Genomic DNA, 19,565 nt, shown 5'->3' with positions numbered 1-19,565 from the left:
TCCAGATTTAACCTTTTCCGCGGGTATTTAGATTAACAAAGGGTTACCGTTGCGCCTCGATAAACTCCGGCGCTAGCTAGTCGCACGGAGAAAGTCTCCTCGAGCGATGAGCGACAACATGAAGATCCTTTACGCAATTGCGACACTGGCGCTGCTGTCGACATCGGCGCAGGCCTGGCAGGTCGTGGAACGCTGCACCTACAGCAAGTTCCACGGCAGGGTATGCACGACGTCCTACCTGGACGATCCGGTGCGCAGCGAGGCGCAGGATCAGGAAGATGCAAAGGCAAGGCGCGCCAGCATCGAGAAGTGGGAAGCGTTCTGCAAGCCGAAACGCACCTACGACAACGAAGGTGTCGTCCGCCTGGTGTACGCCCGCAAGGGCTGCGAGTTCGGCCGCAGCGAGTAGCAAGATTCTCCTCGCCGCGAGCGAGGAGAATTCCGAGCCCTACAGTTCGATGAACGGTGGGCAACGCGCGCCCGAAAGACCGCTAAACCTTTATCGATCAAATTGCGATCCGGTTAGTCACACAGCTTTACGCCGCCTCAATGCTTGTCAGTCATTCCTGACGGACGCATTCATCAAGGGGCAGTGTCCATGCGCGTCTTCATCGCAATCTCGATCGTCGTCGCTTCGGTATCGTCCGCGTCCGCGCAATTCGCGATGGACCACGGCCATGCCGCAGATGCCGCCCAGGCCGCCCGCGCGGCGCGGGCCGCAGCGGATGCCAAGGCCGCGGCCATTGCCTCGGGCGCGCCGCTGCTTCCCAGCCAGCAAACCAACTTCTACGTCGGCAGCCGCGGCACCGTGAAGATCACGCCCCGGACCGCGGAAGAACTGAAAGCCGATGAAGCCGCCCAGGCTGCCTGGAGGGAACGCTGCCGGCCGACCGTGGTCGAAGACCGCGAGGGCCTGCGGCGCGTGAGATATGCCGAACGGGATTGCGACCTTTCCCGCTTCAACACGGCGGGCAACTAGAACTTCCCAGGCTGCGGCGTTATCGTGATTGAGCAAGGAAGGCGATGATCTTTTTCTATCCTCGCTCGATGAGAGGCCGCCATACGGCTTCATGCTGTTGCCGGGCACGACCTCATCGGGGTTGGCAATGAAGCGATCGAGCTTCTCCTCGTCCCAGACGAATCCTGCCTCCTTCATTGCGCTGGAAAACCCATAGTCTGGTAGCGATCCAGCTTTCCGTCCGACAATCTTGTGCAGGTTGGGACCCAGCCGATTGTCGCCCTCTCTCATGATGTGGCACGTCCGACAGGCATTGTTGAATGCCTGTTGTCCTGAGACACCCTCCGCGCCTTGCGGCGCCTGGGGCAGGGCGGAAGGCGAAGCAAGCATATACGCCAGTCCGCTCAACGCGCCTATCAGGAACGTCCGACCGTGCCGCAAACGTGCGTCTCGCCGGCTGGATGTTGGCCGGGCGAGCAGCGTGACAAAGTGCGATTGCCTCATTCGATCCTCGTCAAGAAGGATGCCGGGCATGTTTCAGTCACTGGCTTGCGACCTGCGGCATCGTATTGAAGCGCGCCTTCTGCTCGTTGCTCAGCGTGGCATAGAACTCATCGAGAGCCGGCTGCACCAGCGCGGCCGCCTGCAGCATGGCGTCGAGCCGCTTCTCCATTGCCTCCAGCCGTCCCAGCGGTGTCAGCGGCACGTCGTCGGGGCAGGCGGCCTGCAACTTCTGGACCGCGTCGTTCGTCGCCTTGCTCAAGAGATCGAGCGCGTCCTTCTGTTTGCCTGCCGGATGTATCACGGCCTCGATCCGCTCAATCGGTAGCTGCGTGAGGCTGGACTTCGGCTCGCCGCAGCGCTCGGTTTGCGTATTCGCTTCCTGCTGCGGCTGCTGTTGCGAACGCTCGCCGACGTTCGGGCCGAGCGCGTTGAAGCGCGCTTTTTGCTCGTCATTCAGTGAATTATAGAACTGCTCCAGTGCCGGCCGGACGATCCTCACCGCGTCGAGCGTTGCGCTGACGCGGTTCGTCATTGCCCGCAAGCGGCCGGGCGGCGTCAACGCATAGGAATCGGCGCAGGATTCCTTGAACACATCGGCAGCCTTTGCCGCAGCGGCTTTCAATTCGTCGAGCAGGGCGCGCTGCTCGGGCGTCGGCTGGACCGCGCGCGTGATCTCCGCGATTGGCCAGGAGGTCACGCCCTTATCCGGATCTCCACACAATTGCCGGAGAGTCTGCCGGCTCACGCTTGCGGGCTTGCGCGCTCGGAAATCGGTGATTGCGGCGCCGGGTTCAGGATATCTGGCGTAAGCGGAATACGGGCTGTCGGTACCCCAAAACACCGTGTCGACGAAATCGTCGTAGGCGTAGGCCCAATAGCCGGGATCGTAGGCATGGGGCCAGAAGGTGTAACTGAAGATGTCGGAATAGGCGTAGGGCCAGAATACCGGGCCGAGCCAGGCCACAAACGTGGCGCGGTGTCCGTGCCGCCAAGCGTGACGGGGAGCCCAGCGGTTCTCGCGGGCCATGAGCGCGGTTCGGGCTTGCAAGGCATCATTGCTGCGGAAGTGTGCGGTAAACCGTCCGCGGGCTGCAGCCTGTGCGGCGGCAGCAGCGGCGGATCGTTCAGCCGAAGGCGGTGGTGCCAGCCGCTGCAGGCGCGCCTGGTCACGTTCCTGGATGCGCTGCTCGCGCTGGAGCAGGCGGTCTTGAGTCTGCAGCAATCTTTGCTGCTCGCGTTGCGCCCGGAGACCTTCCGGCTTTTGCGACTGCAATTGCTGGACGCGCTGCTGCAAGCGATCGATGCGGCTCTGCCGCTCCGTGCTCTGGCGTGACAGCATATCGCGCTGCCGCTCCTGCACCATTTGCTGCCGCTGCTGGAGGCGCTGCTCGCGCTGCTGCGCACGCGTTTCGATCTGTTCGTTTCGCGACGGTCGCGCGCCGACAATCGGCGGTGCGCCCGGCCGCGATGGTGCGCTGATGCGCGGCTCCGGTTGCCTCGCCATGGCCGGCCGCTGCGACGGCGCGGCACGATGAATCTCAGGCCGCGGCGCTACGACACGCGGCGCTGCCGGTCGCGGCGGCGCGGCGATACGCGGCGCCGGAGGCGGGGCCATGGCTGGACGCTGTGCCGGAGGGGCTGCACGGAACGCCGGCGCGGCGGGACGAGCCATAGCCGGGGGGCTGCTGGCCGGGCCATCGAAGGTGGCGGTGCCGCCGGGCGGGCCATCGCCGGTGGCGGTGCAGCCGGTCGAGCTGCTGGCGCAGCCGGGCCACCACCTGCGCCGAGGCCTCTTCGATCCTGGGCGGATGAGCCGGTGCTTACCGCTATCGCGGAGACACCAAGAAAAAATGCTGCAATGCGAGCGCCGCGCGAAAGCATGATCTCAACTCCCTCATGCTTGGTGGCCCGGAACCATCAACGCGCGAGCGCAGAATTCGTTCGTCGCAGCGATGACTTACATTGCGATTTTACGATGCAGGATTGACGCGGTTTGCCCGCGCCCTAGCTGACCCTGCAAGGTACGCTCAGAAATCCGCGGAAGCGCACGCGGCCGCCGCGTACCGGTTCGCCGTCGAGCGCATAATCCGGAAAGCGCGCGAGGAAACGCGAGATCGCGATGGCGCCCTCGAGCCGTGCCAATGCCATGCCGGCGCATTGATGCGCGCCGGTGCCGAAGGCCAGATGCCGGTTCGGCGTGCGGCCGATATCGAAACGTTCGGGATCGGCAAACTGGGCCGGGTCGCGGTTGGCGGCGCCGATGCACAGCGTCACCGGTGTGCCCGCCGGCATCGCGATGCCGCCGAGTTCGAACGGCTCGACGGTCATGCGGTTGCCGAGCTGGTTGGAGCTCTCGAAACGCAGCATTTCCTCGACACCGGTCTTGATCAGATCGGGATTTTCAATCAGCCGGCGTTTCTCGCCTGCGTGGTTCAGTAACGCGACCAGCCCGTTGCCGATCAGGTTGGTCGTGGTCTCGTGGCCGGCATTGAGCAGGAAGATGCAGTTGTGCAGCAGCTCCTTTTCAGTCAGCCGCTCGCCATTGTCTTCGCCCTGAATGAGTCGCGTCAGCACGTCGCGGTCGGGATTGCCGGGCTTGGCCCGTCGCCGCGCCACCAGCCCTTCGAGATACGCCAGGAAATCCTTCACCGCCTTGTTGCCGCGGGCGAAGGCGTCCGGGCCGATCACCGGCTCCAGCGCGCCGAGAATGGCCAGCGACCAGTCGCGCAGGGGATCGCGCTCGCTCCCCGGCACATCGAGCAGATTGCCGATCACTTCGATCGGAATGGCAGCAGCGAAATCGTCGATCAGGTCCACCTTGCCCTTGGCGGCGATGGCGTCGAGCAGGCGATCGACCAGCCGGACCAGGTCCGGCTCCATGCCGGCGATCGCGCGCGGCGATAGTGCGCCCATGATCAGCCGGCGGACGCGGGTGTGGGCGGGAGGATCGTTGAACACGAGGCTCGTGGTGTGGTGCTCGTAGAGCAGGGAGTCGCCATATTTCGGCGAGAACTCCTTCTTCTTGTCGGACGAGAAGGCCTTGGTGTTCTTGTAGGCTGCGACCAGATCGTCGTAGCGAGTTAGGAAATACGACCCACTCGGCAACCGCTTGACCGGTTCGCTCTCGCGCAGCGCGCGATAGGTCGGGTAGGGGTTGGCATAGAACTCCGGCGTCAGCTTTTCGAGGTCGAACGTGGCCGCCAGTTCGCGCGCATCCGGATTCATGGCTCGCCGTACTCGTTGGGAAGACGGAAAGATAAGCGGCGGTCAAATTAGTCGCATCTGCAACTATCTTAGACGCCGCTTTCAAAGCGTCAAGTCGGCGCAGCTTTCAGCCCACACTATCCAAGCGCCTTGATCCAAGCGCCTTGGGATCCAAGCGTCGCCTTGATCCAAGCGCCCTGGGGTTGCGACCAATTCTGGATAAGTCTGCAACGCGAGAGCCCGATTTCCCGAAAAATCGTGCTCAAACAAAGCGATGAGGTTGTGTCTTTGACGCCACCCGGTAGCAGAATCCGCTTGGTGCGCTGCAATGTATCCTTGACTTCGTAAAGGTGAGTGATTACTCACGCCCCCATGTCTACCCTGCGCATGACCAGTGACTTGCGGCGGCAATTGATTTTGAGCGCCGCCAAGCGGTGCTTTGCCCGTCACGGCTTTGCCGGCACCACGACCAAGAGCGTGGCGGCGGCTGCAGCCATTTCGGAAGGGCTGTTGTTCAAGCATTTCCCATCCAAGGCAGCGCTCTATGCCGAAATCCTCGCCGAGGAATGCGAGGCCGATCCTGATTTCGCGCACCTGCTCGGCCAGCAGCCTTCAACTGCCACACTGGTTGAGCTGGTCAAAGGCATGGTTGGCCATTTCATGGAGGTGTCGGACGGCTCGGATCAGGAGGAAGCGCAGCGGCTGCGGCTGATGACGACCAGCCATCTCGATGACGGCGAGTTCGCGCGTTTGCTCTACGACAAGGTCGCCGGCCTGATCGGGCCGGTGTTCACCGCGTCGATCGAGCGCGCTGTAACGGCCGGCGACGCGGCGCGGATCGGCAGCGATCCGCTCAACCTGTTCTGGTTCGCGCACCACACCGTGCTGATGGCGGCGCTGACGCGGCTTCCGCCCGTGCCCTGTCTTTCTTACGGCAACGCCGCCGACCTGGAGCGGCAGTTGTGTCAATTCATCCTGCGCGGCATCGGACTTACCGAAGCCGCAATTGCTTCTCATCTGGACGGCGAGCTGTCACCGAATTCGGGACAATCGGTAACTGCAGAAAGTGCATGACATGAATATCGTGACCGAACACAAGATTTCGGGCAAGCCGATAACGGAAAAGCCGCACAAGCGGCCGGTCCGCATGGTGCGATGGCTCATCATCGTTGGAACGCTGCTGGCCTTGCTGGTTGGCGGCCTGGTCTGGTTCAACTACTTCCGCGGCAAGATGATCGCGCAGTTCTTCGCGACCATGAAGCCGCCGCCGACCAGCGTCAACATCGCCACGGCGAAGTCCGAAACGATTCCGAATCTTCTGACCGCGGTCGGCGATCTTGCCGCTGTGCACCAGGTCAACGTGACCTCCGACGTCAACGGCCGCATCACCGATATCCTGTTTACGGCGGGCGCCAGTGTAAAGCAGGGCACGCCGCTGGTGCAGTTGTTCGACGGTCCCGAGCAGGCAGACCTTGCCAACTACAAGGCGCAGCAGCGGCTGGCGCAGCTCTCGCTGGATCGCGCCAAGCAACTGGCCGAGCGTCAGGTCGGACCACAGGCGACGGTGGACAACGCCCAGGCTGTGTTCGATCAGGCCAGCGCCGGCATCGCCAGGACCGAGGCGATTATTTCGCAGAAGCTGGTGCGGGCGCCGTTCGATGGCGAACTCGGCGTGCGCAGGGTCGAAGTCGGACAATATCTGACTGCGGGTACGCAGATCGTCTCGCTGACCGATCTGTCGATGCTGTATGCGAACTTCACTGTGACGGAGAAGGACTCCGGCCAGCTCAAGGTCGGCCAGATCGTTCGGATCGCGGTCGACGCCTATCCGGGCCGCACCTTCGAGGGAAAGATCACCACCATCGAGCCGCAGATCGCGGCGGACACGCGCAACATTCGCGTGCAGGCGACGATCCAGAATCCGGACAGGATCCTCAAGCCCGGCATGTTCGCGACCACCACTGTGGTGCTGCCGGATAAGCCGCCGGTCGTCACCGTGCCCGAAACCGCGGTCGACTACACGCTCTATGGCGACTCGGTCTACCTCCTCAGTGAGAAGAAGGAGGAGGACGGCAAGACCAGCCTGATCGCGACGCGCACCTTTGTGCAGACCGGCAAACGCCTTGAGGGCCGCGCCGAAGTGCTGAAGGGCTTGAAGGAGGGCGACCGCGTCGTGGCGGTGGGCCAGCTCAAGCTGCAGTCCGGAGCTGCCGTGACGATTTCGAACGATCCGGTGCCGGCGATTCCGGCGAAGCCGCCGCGCTACTGATACATGATGCGGCTCCCTTGAGGAGCCGCGGCGAAAGAAAGATGGGCGGCGGTCTTATGGCTCGACCGCGCTCCGGAAATGCTGAATTCAGCGGGATATTTTACGATGGTCTTCACCGATATCTTCATCAAGCGTCCGGTCCTGTCGGTCGTCGTCAGCCTGCTGATCCTCCTGATCGGTCTGCGCGCTGCCAGCGTATTGCCGATCCGGCAATATCCGAAGCTGTCGAACACGGTAGTCAACATCATCACCTCATATCCGGGCGCGTCGGCTAACCTGATTCAAGGCTTCATCACCACGCCGATCGAGCAGGCGGTCGCTTCCGCCGAGGGCGTCGACTACATCACTTCCTCGTCGGTGCAGGGCACCAGCACGATTCAGGTCTACATCAAGCTGAATTTCGATCCGAACCAGGCGCTGACCGAGGTTCTCGCCAAGGTAAACTCGGTCAAATATCTGATCCCGAAGGAATCGAATGATCCGGTCGTGACCAAGACGACCGGCCAGACCACGGCCGTGATGTATCTCGGTTTCTCCAGCGACGAACTCTCGGGCTCGGCAATCTCGGACTATCTGACGCGCGTCGTGCAGCCGGTGCTGTCGACGGTCGACGGTGTCGCATCGGCCGACATCCTCGGCGGGCAGACGTTTGCGATGCGGCTGTGGCTCGATCCGGTGCGGATGGCAGGCCGCGGCGTGTCGCCAAGCGATGTCTCGGCGGCGATCGCCGCGAACAACTTCCAGGCCGCGGCCGGTCAGTCCAAGGGCTACTTCATCGTCTCGAACGTCCAGACCAACACTGACCTGCGGAACCTCGAGCAGTTCAAGAAGATGATCGTCAAGTCCAAGGACGGCGGCTTCGTGCGCGTGGAGGATATCGCGACCGTCGAACTTGCGGCGCAGAGCTCGGACGCGAGCGTCGCGTTCAGCGGCGAGCGTGCGATCTTCATCGGCGTGCAGGCGACCCCGCAAGGCAACCCGCTGACGCTGGTCAAGGGCGTGCGCGCGCTGTTTCCCGAGCTGGAACGCAACCTGCCGCCATCGATGAAAATGAAAGTGGCCTACGATTCCACCAAGTTCATTCAGTCGTCGATCGACGAGGTGAAGAACACACTGATCGAGGCCGTCCTGATCGTCGTGGTCGTCATCTTCCTGTTCCTGGCCTCGTTCCGTTCGGTCATCATTCCCGTGGTGACGATTCCGCTGTCGCTGATCGGCGTCTGCAGCCTGATGCTGATGATGGGATTCAGCTTCAATCTTCTGACACTGCTGGCAATGGTGCTGGCGATCGGGCTCGTGGTCGACGACGCCATCGTGGTGGTGGAGAACATCCATCGCCATCTGGAGGAAGGAAAGACGCCGGTGCAGGCGTCGCTGCAGGGCGCGCGCGAAATCGTCGGCCCCGTGATCTCCATGACGATTACGCTTGCCGCCGTGTACGCGCCGATCGGCTTCCTCGGCGGCCTGACCGGCTCGCTGTTTCGCGAATTCGCCTTCACGCTGGCGGGCTCGGTGATCGTATCGGGCGTGATCGCGTTGACGCTGTCGCCGATGATGTGCTCGGTCCTCCTCAAGAGCGCGGACGAGGGGCGGTTCTCGAGGCTGGTCAACAGGGTGTTCGGCTCAATGACACGCTGGTACGGCCGCCAGCTCGATCGCTCGCTCGACTATCGCCCGATCACCGGCTTGTTCGCGCTGACGATCCTGGGTCTGGTCGGTTTCCTCTACATGAACACGTCCAAGGAGCTCGCGCCCGAGGAGGACCAGGGCATCGTGTTCTCGGTGACCAAGGCGCCGAAATATGCCAACATCGACTATATCGACTTCTATGGCGACAAGCTCGACAAGGCCTTTGCCAGTTTTCCGGAGACTGACCTGCGTTTCGTCCTGAACGGCATCAACGGGCCGCAGGGCGGCATCGCCGGCATGTTGCTCAAGCCGTGGGACGAGCGTGAGCGTTCCTCGATCGCGCTGAAGCCGCTGGTGCAGGCGGAGATCAGCAAGATCGAAGGCGTTCAGGCGTTTGCGTTCAACCTGCCGCCGTTGCCGGGCGGGCCCGGTGGCCTGCCGATACAGATGGTGATCAATTCGACCGCCAGTTTCCAGGCCGTCTATGAACAGATGGCGAAGCTGAAGGACGCGGCGCGCGCGAGCGGTATGTTCATCGTCTCCGACAGCGACCTCGAATTCAATCAGCCGGTGGTTCGCGTCTCAATCGACCGCTCGAAGGCGAGCGACCTCGGCATCAACATGTCGCAGGTTGGCGCTACCTTGCAGACGCTGTTGGGCGGCAATTACGTCAACCGCTTCAACCTCGAGGGACGCTCCTATCAGGTGATCCCGCAGGTGTCGCGTGGACAAGCGGCTGTCGCCGGAAGCGCTTGGCGGTTACTACGTCCCGACCAACACCGGGCAGCTAGTGCCGCTGTCGACCATCGTGTCGATCGAAACCGCCACCGATCCGAATGCGCTGACGCATTACAACCAGCTCAATTCAGCGACGTTCTCCGCGGTGCCGATGCCGGGCGTGACGGTTGGGCAGGCGGTGGATTTCCTGGAGGGCGAAGCCAAGAAGATGCCTGCCGGTTTTGGCCACGATTATCTGGCCGACTCCAGGCAATATGTGCAGGAAGGCAATCAACTCGCGATCACCTTCGGCTTCGCGCTGATCATCATCTTCCTGGTGCTGGCCGCGCAGTTCGAAAGCCTGCGCGATCCGCTGGTGATCATGATCAGCGTTCCCATGGCGATCGTCGGTGCGCTAATCCCGCTGTTCTTCGGCGTGGCGACCATCAACATCTACACCCAGGTCGGATTGCTGACGCTGGTCGGCCTGATCACCAAGCACGGCATTCTGATGGTGGAGTTCGCCAACGAACTGCAGCTCAAGGAAGGCCTCGACAAGCGTTCGGCGATCGAAATGGCTGCCCGCATCCGGCTGCGGCCGATCCTGATGACGACCGCGGCAATGGTCACCGGTCTGATCCCGTTGCTGACCGCCACAGGCGCGGGCGCTGCCAGCCGGTTCTCGATCGGTCTCGTGGTCGTCGCGGGCATGTCGATCGGCACGCTGTTCACGCTGTTCGTGCTGCCGGCGGTCTATGTCTGGTTGGCCACCGATCACCAAGCCAAGGCTGGCTCCAAGCGGACCAAGGAGATCGCGGATTTCGATCTTGGGTCCGCGCTCAAGCCGACCTGAGTCTTTGCAACCGCGGAATAGCGAGCGGCGGCAGCGGGAAACCGTTGCCGCCGCTTTTTCGTGCCGGGAGATGCGACGTCAGTGCGTCTCCATGCTAAAAGATAGAAAAAGCAGGGAGGCAACATGACGAGCGACTTTCCCGCCGGCAATTACCGCTTCATTCCCGCCGTGTTCCAGTATTCGGGCGGTGTCGCAGCCAATCCCGGATTTGAGATCGAGCGGGTGCGCTTCGACAAATGGCTGCCGCTGGCCGAAGGCTTTGCGCGGATCGCAAGGTACATCGAGGCGGCGGGCAGGCCGCTGACCTCGTTCTGCGCCTGCGAGCTGCGCTCGCCGTCGGCATTCACCGACGAGGGGTTCCGCAATTTCAACCTGCACTACGTCAAGACGCTCAGCGAATGGGGCGTCTATGATGGAACGACCAATCCGGTAGCACGCAGCAATGTCTGTCCGGAGATCGATCCGCCGGCCGAACCGTCATTCTACGCCTTTTCGTTCACGCGGCCGAGCCAAAGCACGGCGCCGAGCTTCGTGATCGCGGGCAGCGGCGAGTCACAGGAGGGCAATGCGAGCTATGCCGAACGCACCGTGCGTTACCGCGACGTCAGCCCCGAGGGTATTGCGGAGAAGGTCCGCTACGTCGCCGGTGTGATGGAGCGGCGCATGGGCGAGTTCGGGTTCGGCTGGAAAGACGCGACTGACGTGCAGACCTATACCATCCACGATTTCCACCACGTCTTCGCCGACGCGCTGGTCCGCCGCGGCGCCGCGCGTTCGGGTTTGACCTGGCATTTTGCCCGGCCGCCGGTGATCGATCTGGAATATGAGATGGATTGCCGAAGGGTGCTGCGGGAGATCGTGATCTAGAGAGGCCACCGGCGGGGCCTCATGGTTCGAGACGCGCGCGAGCGCGCTCCTCACCATGAGGGTCTCAACTACCGCTCCCTCGGATCGAGCGCGTCGCGCAAACCATCGCCGACCAGGTTGAACGACAGCACCACGAGAAAGATCGCCAGTCCCGGCCAGACCGCCATCCACGGCGCATTGGTCAGGAAGCGCTGTGCGGCGTTCAGCATGCTTCCCCAGGACGGCGCGGGCGGCTGCTGGCCGAGGCCGAGAAACGACAGCGCGGCTTCCGCGATGATGGCAGCCGCTATCGACAGCGTCGCCTGCACCAATAGCGCCGGCATGATGTTCGGCAGGATGTGGAACAGCGCGATGCGCCAGCGCGGATTGCCCATGGCGCGTGCAGCCTCGACGTAATCCTCGACCTTGACGCTCATCACCTGGCCGCGGGTCAGCCGCACGAAGATCGGCGTTGCCGAGATGCCGATCGCGATCATGGCGTTGCCGAGGCTGGGCCCTAAGAATGCCGCGAGCGCAATCGCCAGGATCAGGAACGGGCAGGCCAGCATCGCATCCGTGATGCGGCTGATCAGCGCGTCGATGAAGCCGCCGCGATAGCCCGACAGGAGGCCGAGCGGCACGCCGATCGACAACGCGATCCCGACCGAGATGGCGCCGGCCAGAAGCGAAGCCCGCGCGCCGTAGATTACGCGGGCGAGAATATCGCGGCCGAGCTCGTCGGTGCCGAACCAGTGCAGCGCCGACGGCGGCTTGCGCACCAGCGACCAGCTTGTCGCGATCGGTTCATAAGGCGAGATCAGCGGCGCAAACAGCGCGAGCAACATGAAGGTTGCGATCACGACAAGCCCGGCCATCGCGCCCTTGCGCTTGAGCAGCCGGCGCAGCGCGCGTCGCGCCGGGCTCTCCAGCTCGTCGGAAACAGCAATCGGTAATGCATTGAGCGTGGTGTCGGCCATGGCTTCAGGCCCTCAGCCGCGGATTGACGAGGACATAGGCGATATCGGCAATGAGATTGAGCGTGATGTAGATCGTCGCCGTCGTCAGTACGACGCCTTGCACGACGGCATAATCGCGGTTGAAGACCGCGTCGACGATCAGCTTGCCGAAGCCGGGAATCGAGAAAATCTGCTCCGTCAATACCGCGCCCGACAGCAGCGTGCCCAGCTCGAGCGCGCCGAGCGTGATCACCGGCGTCAGCGCGTTGCGCATGGCGTGCTTGAGAATGACCGAGCGCTCGAGAAGCCCTTTGGCGCGGGCGGTGCGGACATAATCGCTTTCCAGCACCTGCAGCATGGCGCTGCGGGTATGCCGCATCAGGATCGCGGCAATCGCGTTGCCGAGCACGAAGGCCGGCATGATAGTGGAGGCGATGCTGGCGCGCCAGTTTTCGGTCAGCGGCACATAGCCCGATGCCGGCAGCCAGCCGAGCTGGATCGAGAACAGGAAGATCAGCATGATGCCGAGCCAGAAATTCGGGGTCGAGATCCCCCACAGCGCGAAGAAATTGGCACCATAGTCCCAGGCCGTGCCTTTCTTGACCGCCGATATAATTCCGGCCGGAATGCCGATCAGGAAGGCGATGACGATCGCCATCGACGCAAGCTGCATCGTCACCGGCAGCTTCTGGGCGATCAAGTCGCGCACCGGCACCTTGTTGCGAAGCGACTCGCCGAAATCGCCCGATAGCACGCCCTTGACCCAGTAGACATATTGCACCGGCACCGGCTGATCGAGCCGGTACTGCTCGCGGATCTGCGCGATCACATCAGGATCGCGTTCCTCGCCGGCCATCACCAGCGCCGGATCGCCCGGCAGCAATTGCTGCAGCGAGAAGATCAGGATCGAGACGAAGAACAGCGTCGGGATGAGCTGGACGATCCGCCGCGCGAGAAAGTTCAGCATGGCACTATCCGTGTCCCGGGCGCAGCGCAGCGTACCGGGTCCGCGCTTCGCGCGGCCCGAGCACAGGTTCCACGATGCGCTGCAGAACCGGGACCCTTGCGAGAGGAGTGCTAGGTCCCGGCTCAGCATTGCACCGCTTCGCGCTGCAACGCGTCCGGGACACGAGACTACGCGAGCCCCGCTCACTTCAGCTTCAGCCCGACCACCCGCACCAGCCCGTCCGGCATCTGCTTGTAGCCTTCGAGCTTCGTCGTATGCGCGATCAGGATACGGCGGTGCTAGATGTAGAGCAGCGGCTTCTCCTCCAGCACGATCTTGGCCAGCTTTTCGTAGATCGCCTTGCGCTGCGCCTGATCGGTGACGAGGCGGCCATCGTCGAGCGCCTTGTCGGCCTCCTTGTTGGACCAGCCACTGTAGTTCTGCGGCGCGTCGCTCTTCTGGAAGACATAGGAGTTGCCGTCCGGGTCGATCCGACCGCTCCAGGCCAGCATGAAAGCCTGGTACTCACCAGCTTCGGCCTGCTTCAGCGAGGTCGCAAATTCCGTGACCCTGATCTTCATGTCGAAGCCAGATTCTGAGGCCATCGATTGCACTACCTGTGCGACCGCTTCGGTCTCAGCACCCTTGGGCACCATGAGGTCGACGCTGACCGGCGGCGCGACTCCGGCTTCCTTCAGCAGCGCCTTGGCCTTTGCGACGTCGCGCCCGCGAAGCGGAAAGGCCTGCTGGTAATAGGGATGATCCGGATTGACCCATTGATTGCCCGGTTTGAACTCGCCGTTGAACACCACCTGGTTAATGGCTTCACGGTCGAGCGAGAGATCGAGCGCTTGGCGCACCTTGGCGGACTGGCTGAGTGGTCCCTTGGCCTTATCCTTGCCGATGTTGAGCGTAATGCCCTGATAGCCGAGTTCGATCGCGGTCGAAAGTTTTAGCCGTGAATCGGTCCGAACATCCTTGATGTCGGTGGCAAGCACGCGCTCGATCAGGTCGAGCCCGCCGGATTTCAGGTTGGCGAGGCGAACCGTGGCGTCCACGATTGGCAGGAACACGATGCGGTCGATGGACACATTGTCCTTGTTCCAGTAATCGGCAAACTTCTCGAACACCATGCGGTCCTGCTGAACTCGCTCGACGAATTTGTACGGCCCGGCGCAGACCGGACGGAGTCCGAACTTGTCGCCGGCTTCCTTGGCGGCTTTCGGCGAGACCATCATGCCGGCGCGGTCGGTGAGCTGCGCGATCAGCGGTGAGAACGGCGCCTTCAGCCCAAGTTTGATCGTGAGGGGATCAACCACCTCGACGCGATCGACGCTCGCCAGCTCCGGCTTGCGGAACGAGCCCTGCATGGTGAGGTGACGCTCGATCGAATATTTGGCGGCTTCGGCGTCCAGCGGCTCGCCGTCATGAAACTTGACGCCGGGCCGGAGCTTGATGGTGACTTCCTTGCCGTCGGCCGAGGTCTCGTGGCTCAGCGCGAGCTGCGGCACGATATTGAGCTTCTCGTCGATGTCGAACAGCTTGTCGCAGAACGATGCGAACACGATACGGCCGACATAGGTGCGGGCCATGGTCGGGTCGAGGATATCAGGGTCTTCGGCGAGCCCGATCCGCAGCGTGGTCTGGGCCTGAACGGTTGCCGGAAGCGACAGCAGCAACGCCGCCGCGGTGACTGCCAAGCGAAAGATTTTCATGCTGCCATCCCCTTATCCACGATTACGCTTCACTTGGCCGTTACTGCACTTGGCCGTGTCCCTGATACATCAACCCCGACGCGACCCACACCTTCCGTGCCACCGCTGAAGGCGGCGACCAATTTTTCCAGCACCGGCGAAAATCCGCCATCGGCGGGAACGATGGCCCCGGGTGACGGCAATTCGGCGGTGCGGTGACACGCCGTCGCGTGTCCCGTGCCGTCGGCGAGCAGGAGCGGAATTTCGGTGCGGCAGCGCTCGATGACATAAGGGCAGCGGGTATGAAAGCGGCAACCGGCAGGCGGATTGAGCGCGCTCGGCATCTCGCCTTCCAGCACGATGCGGCCGCGCCGGGCCTGCGGTTTGGGTACGGGAATCGCCGACAGTAGCGCACGGCTATAGGGATGCCGCGGCGCGGCGAACAGCGCTTCGGCGTCCGCCGTCTCGACGATACCGCCGAGATTCATCACGGCGACGCGGTCGGCGATGTGCTTTACGACCGCCAGATCGTGCGAGACGAAGATGTAGGCGAGGCCGAGCCGGTCCTGCAGGTCGCGCAGCAGATTGAGGATTTGCGAGCGGATCGAGACGTCGAGCGCGGAGACCGGCTCGTCGCAGATGATCAGTTTCGGCTCTACCGCCAGCGCCCGCGCAATCGCGATGCGCTGGCGCTGGCCGCCGGAAAATTCGTGCGGGTAGCGGCGGGCAAAGCGCGGCTCGAGCCCGACCAGCCGCAGCAGCTCTTCGACCCGTTCGCGGCGGCGCGGGGCCGGCACCAGATCGTGCAGCGCCAGCGGCTCGCTTAGAATCTGGCTCACCGTCATGCGCGGGTTGAGCGACGCATACGGGTCCTGGAAAATGATCTGCGCATCGCGGCGGAAGGCGCGCAATTCGTTGGCGCCGAGCGCGCCGAGGTCGCGGCCCTCGAAGCGAACGTTGCCCGCATCCGGCTCGATCAGCCGCAGCACCAGCCGGCTGACGGTGGACTTGCCGCAACCGGACTCGCCGACCAGCGCCAGCGTCTTGCCGGCCTCGACCGTGAAGCTGACGCCGTCGACTGCTTTGACATAAGCGGTGGGCGTTCCGAAAACCGAACGCGCGGCCACGAAATGCTTTACCAGACCTTCGACTTCGAGCAGCGCGGTCATGACGCGCTCCCGCCACGATCCTGTCCCGGGCGCAGCGCAATGCGAAGCGTTGTGCTGCAGAACCGGGACCCAGTGTGGGTGAGGCTGGCGATGGACCCCGGTTCAGCAGTGCATCGCTGCGCTTCGCTTGCGCTGCACTGCGCCCGGGGCACGAGAGCGGAGAGCGGCACGGTCATGATACCAGAAGCTCCAGCGGCGCGCGGATGCAGCGCGAGGCGTGGTCGGGGCTTACCATCGCAAGCGGCGGCGGTGCGGCGATGCAGGCGTCGAGCACGAAGGGACAGCGCGCGGCGAAGCGGCAGCCGGCCGGCGGGTTCGTCATGTTCGGCACCATGCCCTCGATCGTCGCCAGGTGCTGGGTACGGCGGCCGAGCCGCGGGATCGAGCCGAGCAGGCCGACGGTGTAGGGATGCTGCGGGCTGGCAAAGAGTTCGTCGACCGGCGCGCGTTCGACGATCTCACCGGCATACATCACCGCAACCTCGTCGCAGACTTCGGCGACCACGCCGAGATCGTGGGTGATCAGGATGATCGCGGCACCGCTGGCGGCCTTCAGCTCGCGCATCAGATCGAGGATCTGCGCCTGCAGCGTGACGTCGAGCGCGGTGGTCGGCTCGTCCGCGATCAAAAGGCGCGGGTCGCAGGCCAACGCCATCGCGATCATCACACGCTGGCGCATGCCGCCGGACAGCTTGTGCGGATATTCGTCGACACGTTTCTCGGGCGAGGGGATGTGCACCCGCCGCAACAGTTCGATCGCGCGCTCGCGCGCCTGCCGCCGCGACCCGCCGCGATGGCGAAGGATGGTCTCGATGATCTGATCGCCGATGGTGAAGCTCGGATTGAGCGAAGTCATCGGCTCCTGAAAGATCATCGCGAGCCGATTGCCGCGCAGATCGCGCAGCGTATCGTCGGGAATGTCGAGGAGATCAAAACCGTCGAAACGGATCGAACCCGACACCTCAGCGGAACGCCTTGGCAATAGTCCCATGACGGCGAGCGAGGTCACGCTCTTGCCGCAGCCGGATTCGCCGACAAGGCCAAGCGTCGCGCCATTGGCGACGCTGAGATCGACACCGTCGACCGCGTGCGTGGTGCGGCCGTCATCGCCATGGAAGACCACGCGCAGGCCCTCGATTTCGATCAGCGGGTTTGCCGTCATGCCTTGCCCGTCGTCGCCGCTTCGATGCGGGCATCGATGACTGTCCGGTCGGTGATCCCCGCCGGGTTTTTGCGCGTCGGCAGGAAGGGACGGAAATGCACCCAGCGCTCGCGGCTCACTTGTTCCAGTCGTTCGAGTTCGGCCAACGGATCGGTATGGTCGTCGACACGCAGGTCCAGATCGGACCATTCTTCTTCGCCATGGATCAACAGCGCCGCCGATTGCTTGCCGCGCTTGTCGCCGCCGGCGGCTTCGCCGGCCTTCATCGCTACGATCAGCCGCCGCGCAAAGGGCAGGCTGGCATTGGCGACAAAGGCTTTCGCCGTGTCATCGAGCACGGCGGCGCCCGCCAGCATGTTGCCGGCGAGGGAGAAGCCGTCGCCCTGGATATGCCCACACCAGTCGATGCATTCGCGGCCGGTATGCGCTGCGATGCGGCCCTTGATATCCATGACATGAAGTTGGCGGGCCTCGTGTCCATCGTCGGTAACGAGCAGAATGTCCACCACCTCCCGGGGGCTGCGGCCTTCGCGCAACAGCTTCACGCCGTCGATGCCATAGTAGGGATTGACCAGCGCCTGCGTCGCGATGCCGCCGAAGCCGGGCGCGATATGCGGCACGCGCGCGCCGACGGCGAAAAATCGGGTCGCGACCGCGATGCCGATCTGGCCGGTTGAGGAATCACGGGCAATGATCGACCAGGTCATCTCAAGTCGCCTCTACCGGCCCGCCGCGTAGCCCTGCATGCCCCTCGGATTGGCGGCGGCGCGGCGGCGACGACCGACCTTGGAGGCCGCGGTGAGGCGGCCTTCCGACCATTCGGGACCGATCTCGACGACATGGCCGCGGCTCTTCAGCGTGGCGACAGTCGCGTTCGGTACGCGGCTTTCGAGCACGAGCACGCCGGGACGCGCGGTGCGCGGCCAGAACGAAATCGGAAAATGTTCGGAGTGCCAGGCCGGCGCGTCGATCGCTTCCTGCAGGTTCAGTTTGGCGTGGACATGCCGCAGGAAGAACTGCGTGGTCCATTGATCCTGCTGGTCGCCGCCGGGCGATCCCCAGGCCATGTACGGCTCGCCGTCGCGCAGCGCCATGGTGGGCGAGAGCGTGGTGCGCGGGCGCTTGCCGGGCGCAAGTGCTGCCGGGTGATCTTCCTCCAGCCAGAACATCTGCGCGCGGCTGCCAAGGCAGAAACCGAGTTCGGGAATGACCGGCGAGGATTGCAGCCAGCCGCCGGATGGCGTCGCCGAGACCATGTTGCCGGCCTGGTCGATGATGTCGAAATGCACGGTGTCGCCGCGCACCTCGCCGAACCGGCCGACAGTCGGCTCGCCCGCGCCCATGGCGCCGACCGCCTCGCGATGGCCTTCCGCGCGGCGCAGCTTGACGATCGACCCGAAACCTTCGACCGATCCCGGGATGAAATCGAGCGAGGCCTTATCCCCAGAGATCAGCTTGCGGCGCTCGTCATTGTAGACGTCCGACAACAGCGTCGCGATCGGGATGTCCGTGAATTGCGGGTCGCCATAAAACTTCTCGCGATCGGCGAAAGCGAGTTTCGCGCATTCGATCTGCAGATGGATGAAGTCGGGCCCGGCAGGGTCGAGCCCGTCGAGCTCAAACCCCTTGAGCAGTGCGAGTTGCTGCAGCATCACCGGACCCTGGCTCCAGACGCCGGGCTTGCAGACGGTGTAGCGGCCGTAATCATAGGTCAGCGGCGCCTCGACGGTCGGCTGCCAGCGCGCCATGTCGTCGGCGCTTAGCACGCCGCGATGCGGTGAGCCGCTGACGTCCATCACGTCCTGCGCGCGGCAGAACGTGTCGATCGCTTGCGCCACAAAACCCTGCGACCAGGACTTTCGCGCACGCTCGATCTGTGCGACACGGTCGCCGCCCGCGCTTTCCGCCTCTTTGAGGATGCGGGCGTAGGTTTCGGAGAGCTGCTTGTTGGTGAACAGCGTGCCGGGTTTTGGCACTTCGTTGTTTGGCAGGTAGACCGCCGCCGATGTCGTCCAGTGCTTCCTGAACAACTGCTCGACGACCTGGATCGTTGCGGAAGCGCGCTCGACCAGCGGGTAGCCGTCGCGGGCGTAGGCGATCGCCGGCTCCAGCACGTCGCGCAGCCGCATCGTGCCGTAGTCGCGCAAGAGCAGCATCCAGGATTCGAACGTGCCGGGCACGCACGCGGCGAGGAGCCCGGTGCCCGGCACCATCTCCAGCCCTTCGCCCTTGTAGTGCGCAATGGTTGCCTTCGCAGGCGCCGGACCCTGGCCGCAGATCACCTCGGTGCGGCCGCGCCTGGTGTCATGCACGATGATCGGCACGTCGCCGCCGGGACCGTTCAGGTGCGGCTCCACCACCTGCAGCGTGAAGGCCGTGGCAACGCCGGCATCGAATGCGTTGCCGCCCTTTTCCAGGATGCTCATGCCGACGGCGGTCGCGATCCAGTGCGTCGACGTGACGACGCCAAAGGTGCCTTCGATTTCCGGCCTTGTGGTGAACGGATCGGGATTGATGTTGCTCATGGGAATCCAATGCCGTGCTGGTATCCTAGAGCATGATCCGGAAAAGTGGACACCGGTTTTCCGAAAGATCATGCTCAAACAAGATGATCGACGAGCATGCTTCAACTCAGTTGAAGCATGCTCTAGTGCGCGC

General features: G+C 63.6%; 14 protein-coding genes and 2 pseudogenes. 7 read left to right on the top strand and 9 right to left on the bottom strand.

The genetic code is table 11. The features are described from left to right. Window positions 1-118: 118 nt before the first annotated feature. Window positions 119-409, top strand: a complete 291-nt coding sequence (locus ACFXS9_RS24390) for a hypothetical protein (RefSeq protein WP_392692830.1) — start codon at window positions 119-121, stop codon at window positions 407-409. A 189-nt stretch (window positions 410-598) separates the two neighbouring features. Beyond that, window positions 599-979, top strand: coding sequence for a hypothetical protein (locus tag ACFXS9_RS24385; RefSeq protein ID WP_334376658.1), 381 nt, complete (start codon window positions 599-601; stop codon window positions 977-979). A 520-nt stretch (window positions 980-1,499) separates the two neighbouring features. Here ACFXS9_RS24385 and ACFXS9_RS24380 read toward each other — a convergent pair. Continuing rightward, complete coding sequence (locus ACFXS9_RS24380; protein ID WP_392692829.1) at window positions 1,500-2,489, bottom strand: Spy/CpxP family protein refolding chaperone; 990 nt, start codon at window positions 2,487-2,489, stop codon at window positions 1,500-1,502. Window positions 2,490-2,504: 15 nt separating this feature from the next. Here ACFXS9_RS24380 and ACFXS9_RS24375 point away from each other — a divergent pair, with 15 nt between their 5' ends. After that, window positions 2,505-2,795, top strand: coding sequence for a hypothetical protein (locus ACFXS9_RS24375; RefSeq protein WP_392692828.1), 291 nt, complete (start codon window positions 2,505-2,507; stop codon window positions 2,793-2,795). A 671-nt stretch (window positions 2,796-3,466) separates the two neighbouring features. Here ACFXS9_RS24375 and ACFXS9_RS24370 read toward each other — a convergent pair. Beyond that, entirely contained in the window at window positions 3,467-4,687 is a 1,221-nt protein-coding gene (locus ACFXS9_RS24370; RefSeq protein ID WP_392692826.1) for a cytochrome P450, read from the bottom strand. A gap of 351 nt (window positions 4,688-5,038) precedes the next feature. Between ACFXS9_RS24370 and ACFXS9_RS24365 the strand changes: the two genes are divergently transcribed. The 4 genes and pseudogenes from ACFXS9_RS24365 to ACFXS9_RS24350 all read left to right on the top strand — a co-directional run bounded on the left by ACFXS9_RS24365 (window position 5,039) and on the right by ACFXS9_RS24350 (window position 11,001). Then, complete coding sequence (locus tag ACFXS9_RS24365) at window positions 5,039-5,740, top strand: helix-turn-helix domain-containing protein (RefSeq protein WP_334367717.1); 702 nt, start codon at window positions 5,039-5,041, stop codon at window positions 5,738-5,740. A 1-nt stretch (window position 5,741) separates the two neighbouring features. Next, window positions 5,742-6,935 carry an efflux RND transporter periplasmic adaptor subunit gene (locus tag ACFXS9_RS24360; protein WP_392692823.1) on the top strand — a complete coding sequence of 398 codons (1,194 nt, stop codon included), beginning with the start codon at window positions 5,742-5,744 and terminating at the stop codon, window positions 6,933-6,935. 105 nt (window positions 6,936-7,040) lie between these two features. Further along, a pseudogene (locus tag ACFXS9_RS24355) lies at window positions 7,041-10,134 on the top strand (MexW/MexI family multidrug efflux RND transporter permease subunit). Window positions 10,135-10,257: 123 nt separating this feature from the next. Beyond that, a complete protein-coding gene (locus ACFXS9_RS24350; RefSeq protein ID WP_392692820.1) occupies window positions 10,258-11,001 on the top strand; it encodes a hypothetical protein in 744 nt (247 codons plus the stop codon). Window positions 11,002-11,069: 68 nt separating this feature from the next. On the opposite strand, the gene ACFXS9_RS24345 is transcribed toward ACFXS9_RS24350, so the two are convergent. The 7 genes and pseudogenes from ACFXS9_RS24345 to ACFXS9_RS24315 form a co-directional block, all read right to left on the bottom strand. Next, on the bottom strand, window positions 11,070-11,957 hold the full coding sequence (locus tag ACFXS9_RS24345; RefSeq protein WP_392692817.1) for an ABC transporter permease: 888 nt from the start codon (window positions 11,955-11,957) through the stop codon (window positions 11,070-11,072). A 4-nt stretch (window positions 11,958-11,961) separates the two neighbouring features. Then, the gene (locus ACFXS9_RS24340; RefSeq protein WP_392692814.1) at window positions 11,962-12,903 is read right to left on the bottom strand and encodes an ABC transporter permease; all 942 of its coding nucleotides are present in this window, start codon (window positions 12,901-12,903) and stop codon (window positions 11,962-11,964) included. A gap of 182 nt (window positions 12,904-13,085) precedes the next feature. Then, window positions 13,086-14,597 (bottom strand): annotated as a pseudogene (locus ACFXS9_RS24335) (ABC transporter substrate-binding protein). A 29-nt stretch (window positions 14,598-14,626) separates the two neighbouring features. Next, complete coding sequence (locus tag ACFXS9_RS24330) at window positions 14,627-15,745, bottom strand: ABC transporter ATP-binding protein (RefSeq protein WP_392692811.1); 1,119 nt, start codon at window positions 15,743-15,745, stop codon at window positions 14,627-14,629. A 172-nt stretch (window positions 15,746-15,917) separates the two neighbouring features. After that, window positions 15,918-16,907, bottom strand: a complete 990-nt coding sequence (locus ACFXS9_RS24325; RefSeq protein WP_392692809.1) for an ABC transporter ATP-binding protein — start codon at window positions 16,905-16,907, stop codon at window positions 15,918-15,920. Next, window positions 16,904-17,614 (bottom strand): DUF1028 domain-containing protein, encoded by a 711-nt coding sequence (locus ACFXS9_RS24320; RefSeq protein ID WP_392692806.1) that lies wholly within the window; start codon window positions 17,612-17,614, stop codon window positions 16,904-16,906. The genes ACFXS9_RS24325 and ACFXS9_RS24320 overlap by 4 nt, the downstream gene beginning before the upstream one ends. Window positions 17,615-17,626: 12 nt before the next feature. Further along, window positions 17,627-19,432 (bottom strand): gamma-glutamyltransferase family protein, encoded by a 1,806-nt coding sequence (locus ACFXS9_RS24315; RefSeq protein WP_392692804.1) that lies wholly within the window; start codon window positions 19,430-19,432, stop codon window positions 17,627-17,629. Window positions 19,433-19,565 lie beyond the last annotated feature (133 nt).

Source organism: Bradyrhizobium sp. RDI18, from assembly GCF_043203335.1.
Lineage (GTDB): Bacteria > Pseudomonadota > Alphaproteobacteria > Rhizobiales > Xanthobacteraceae > Bradyrhizobium > Bradyrhizobium retamae.
This window is presented reverse-complemented; position numbering and strand designations above follow the sequence as displayed.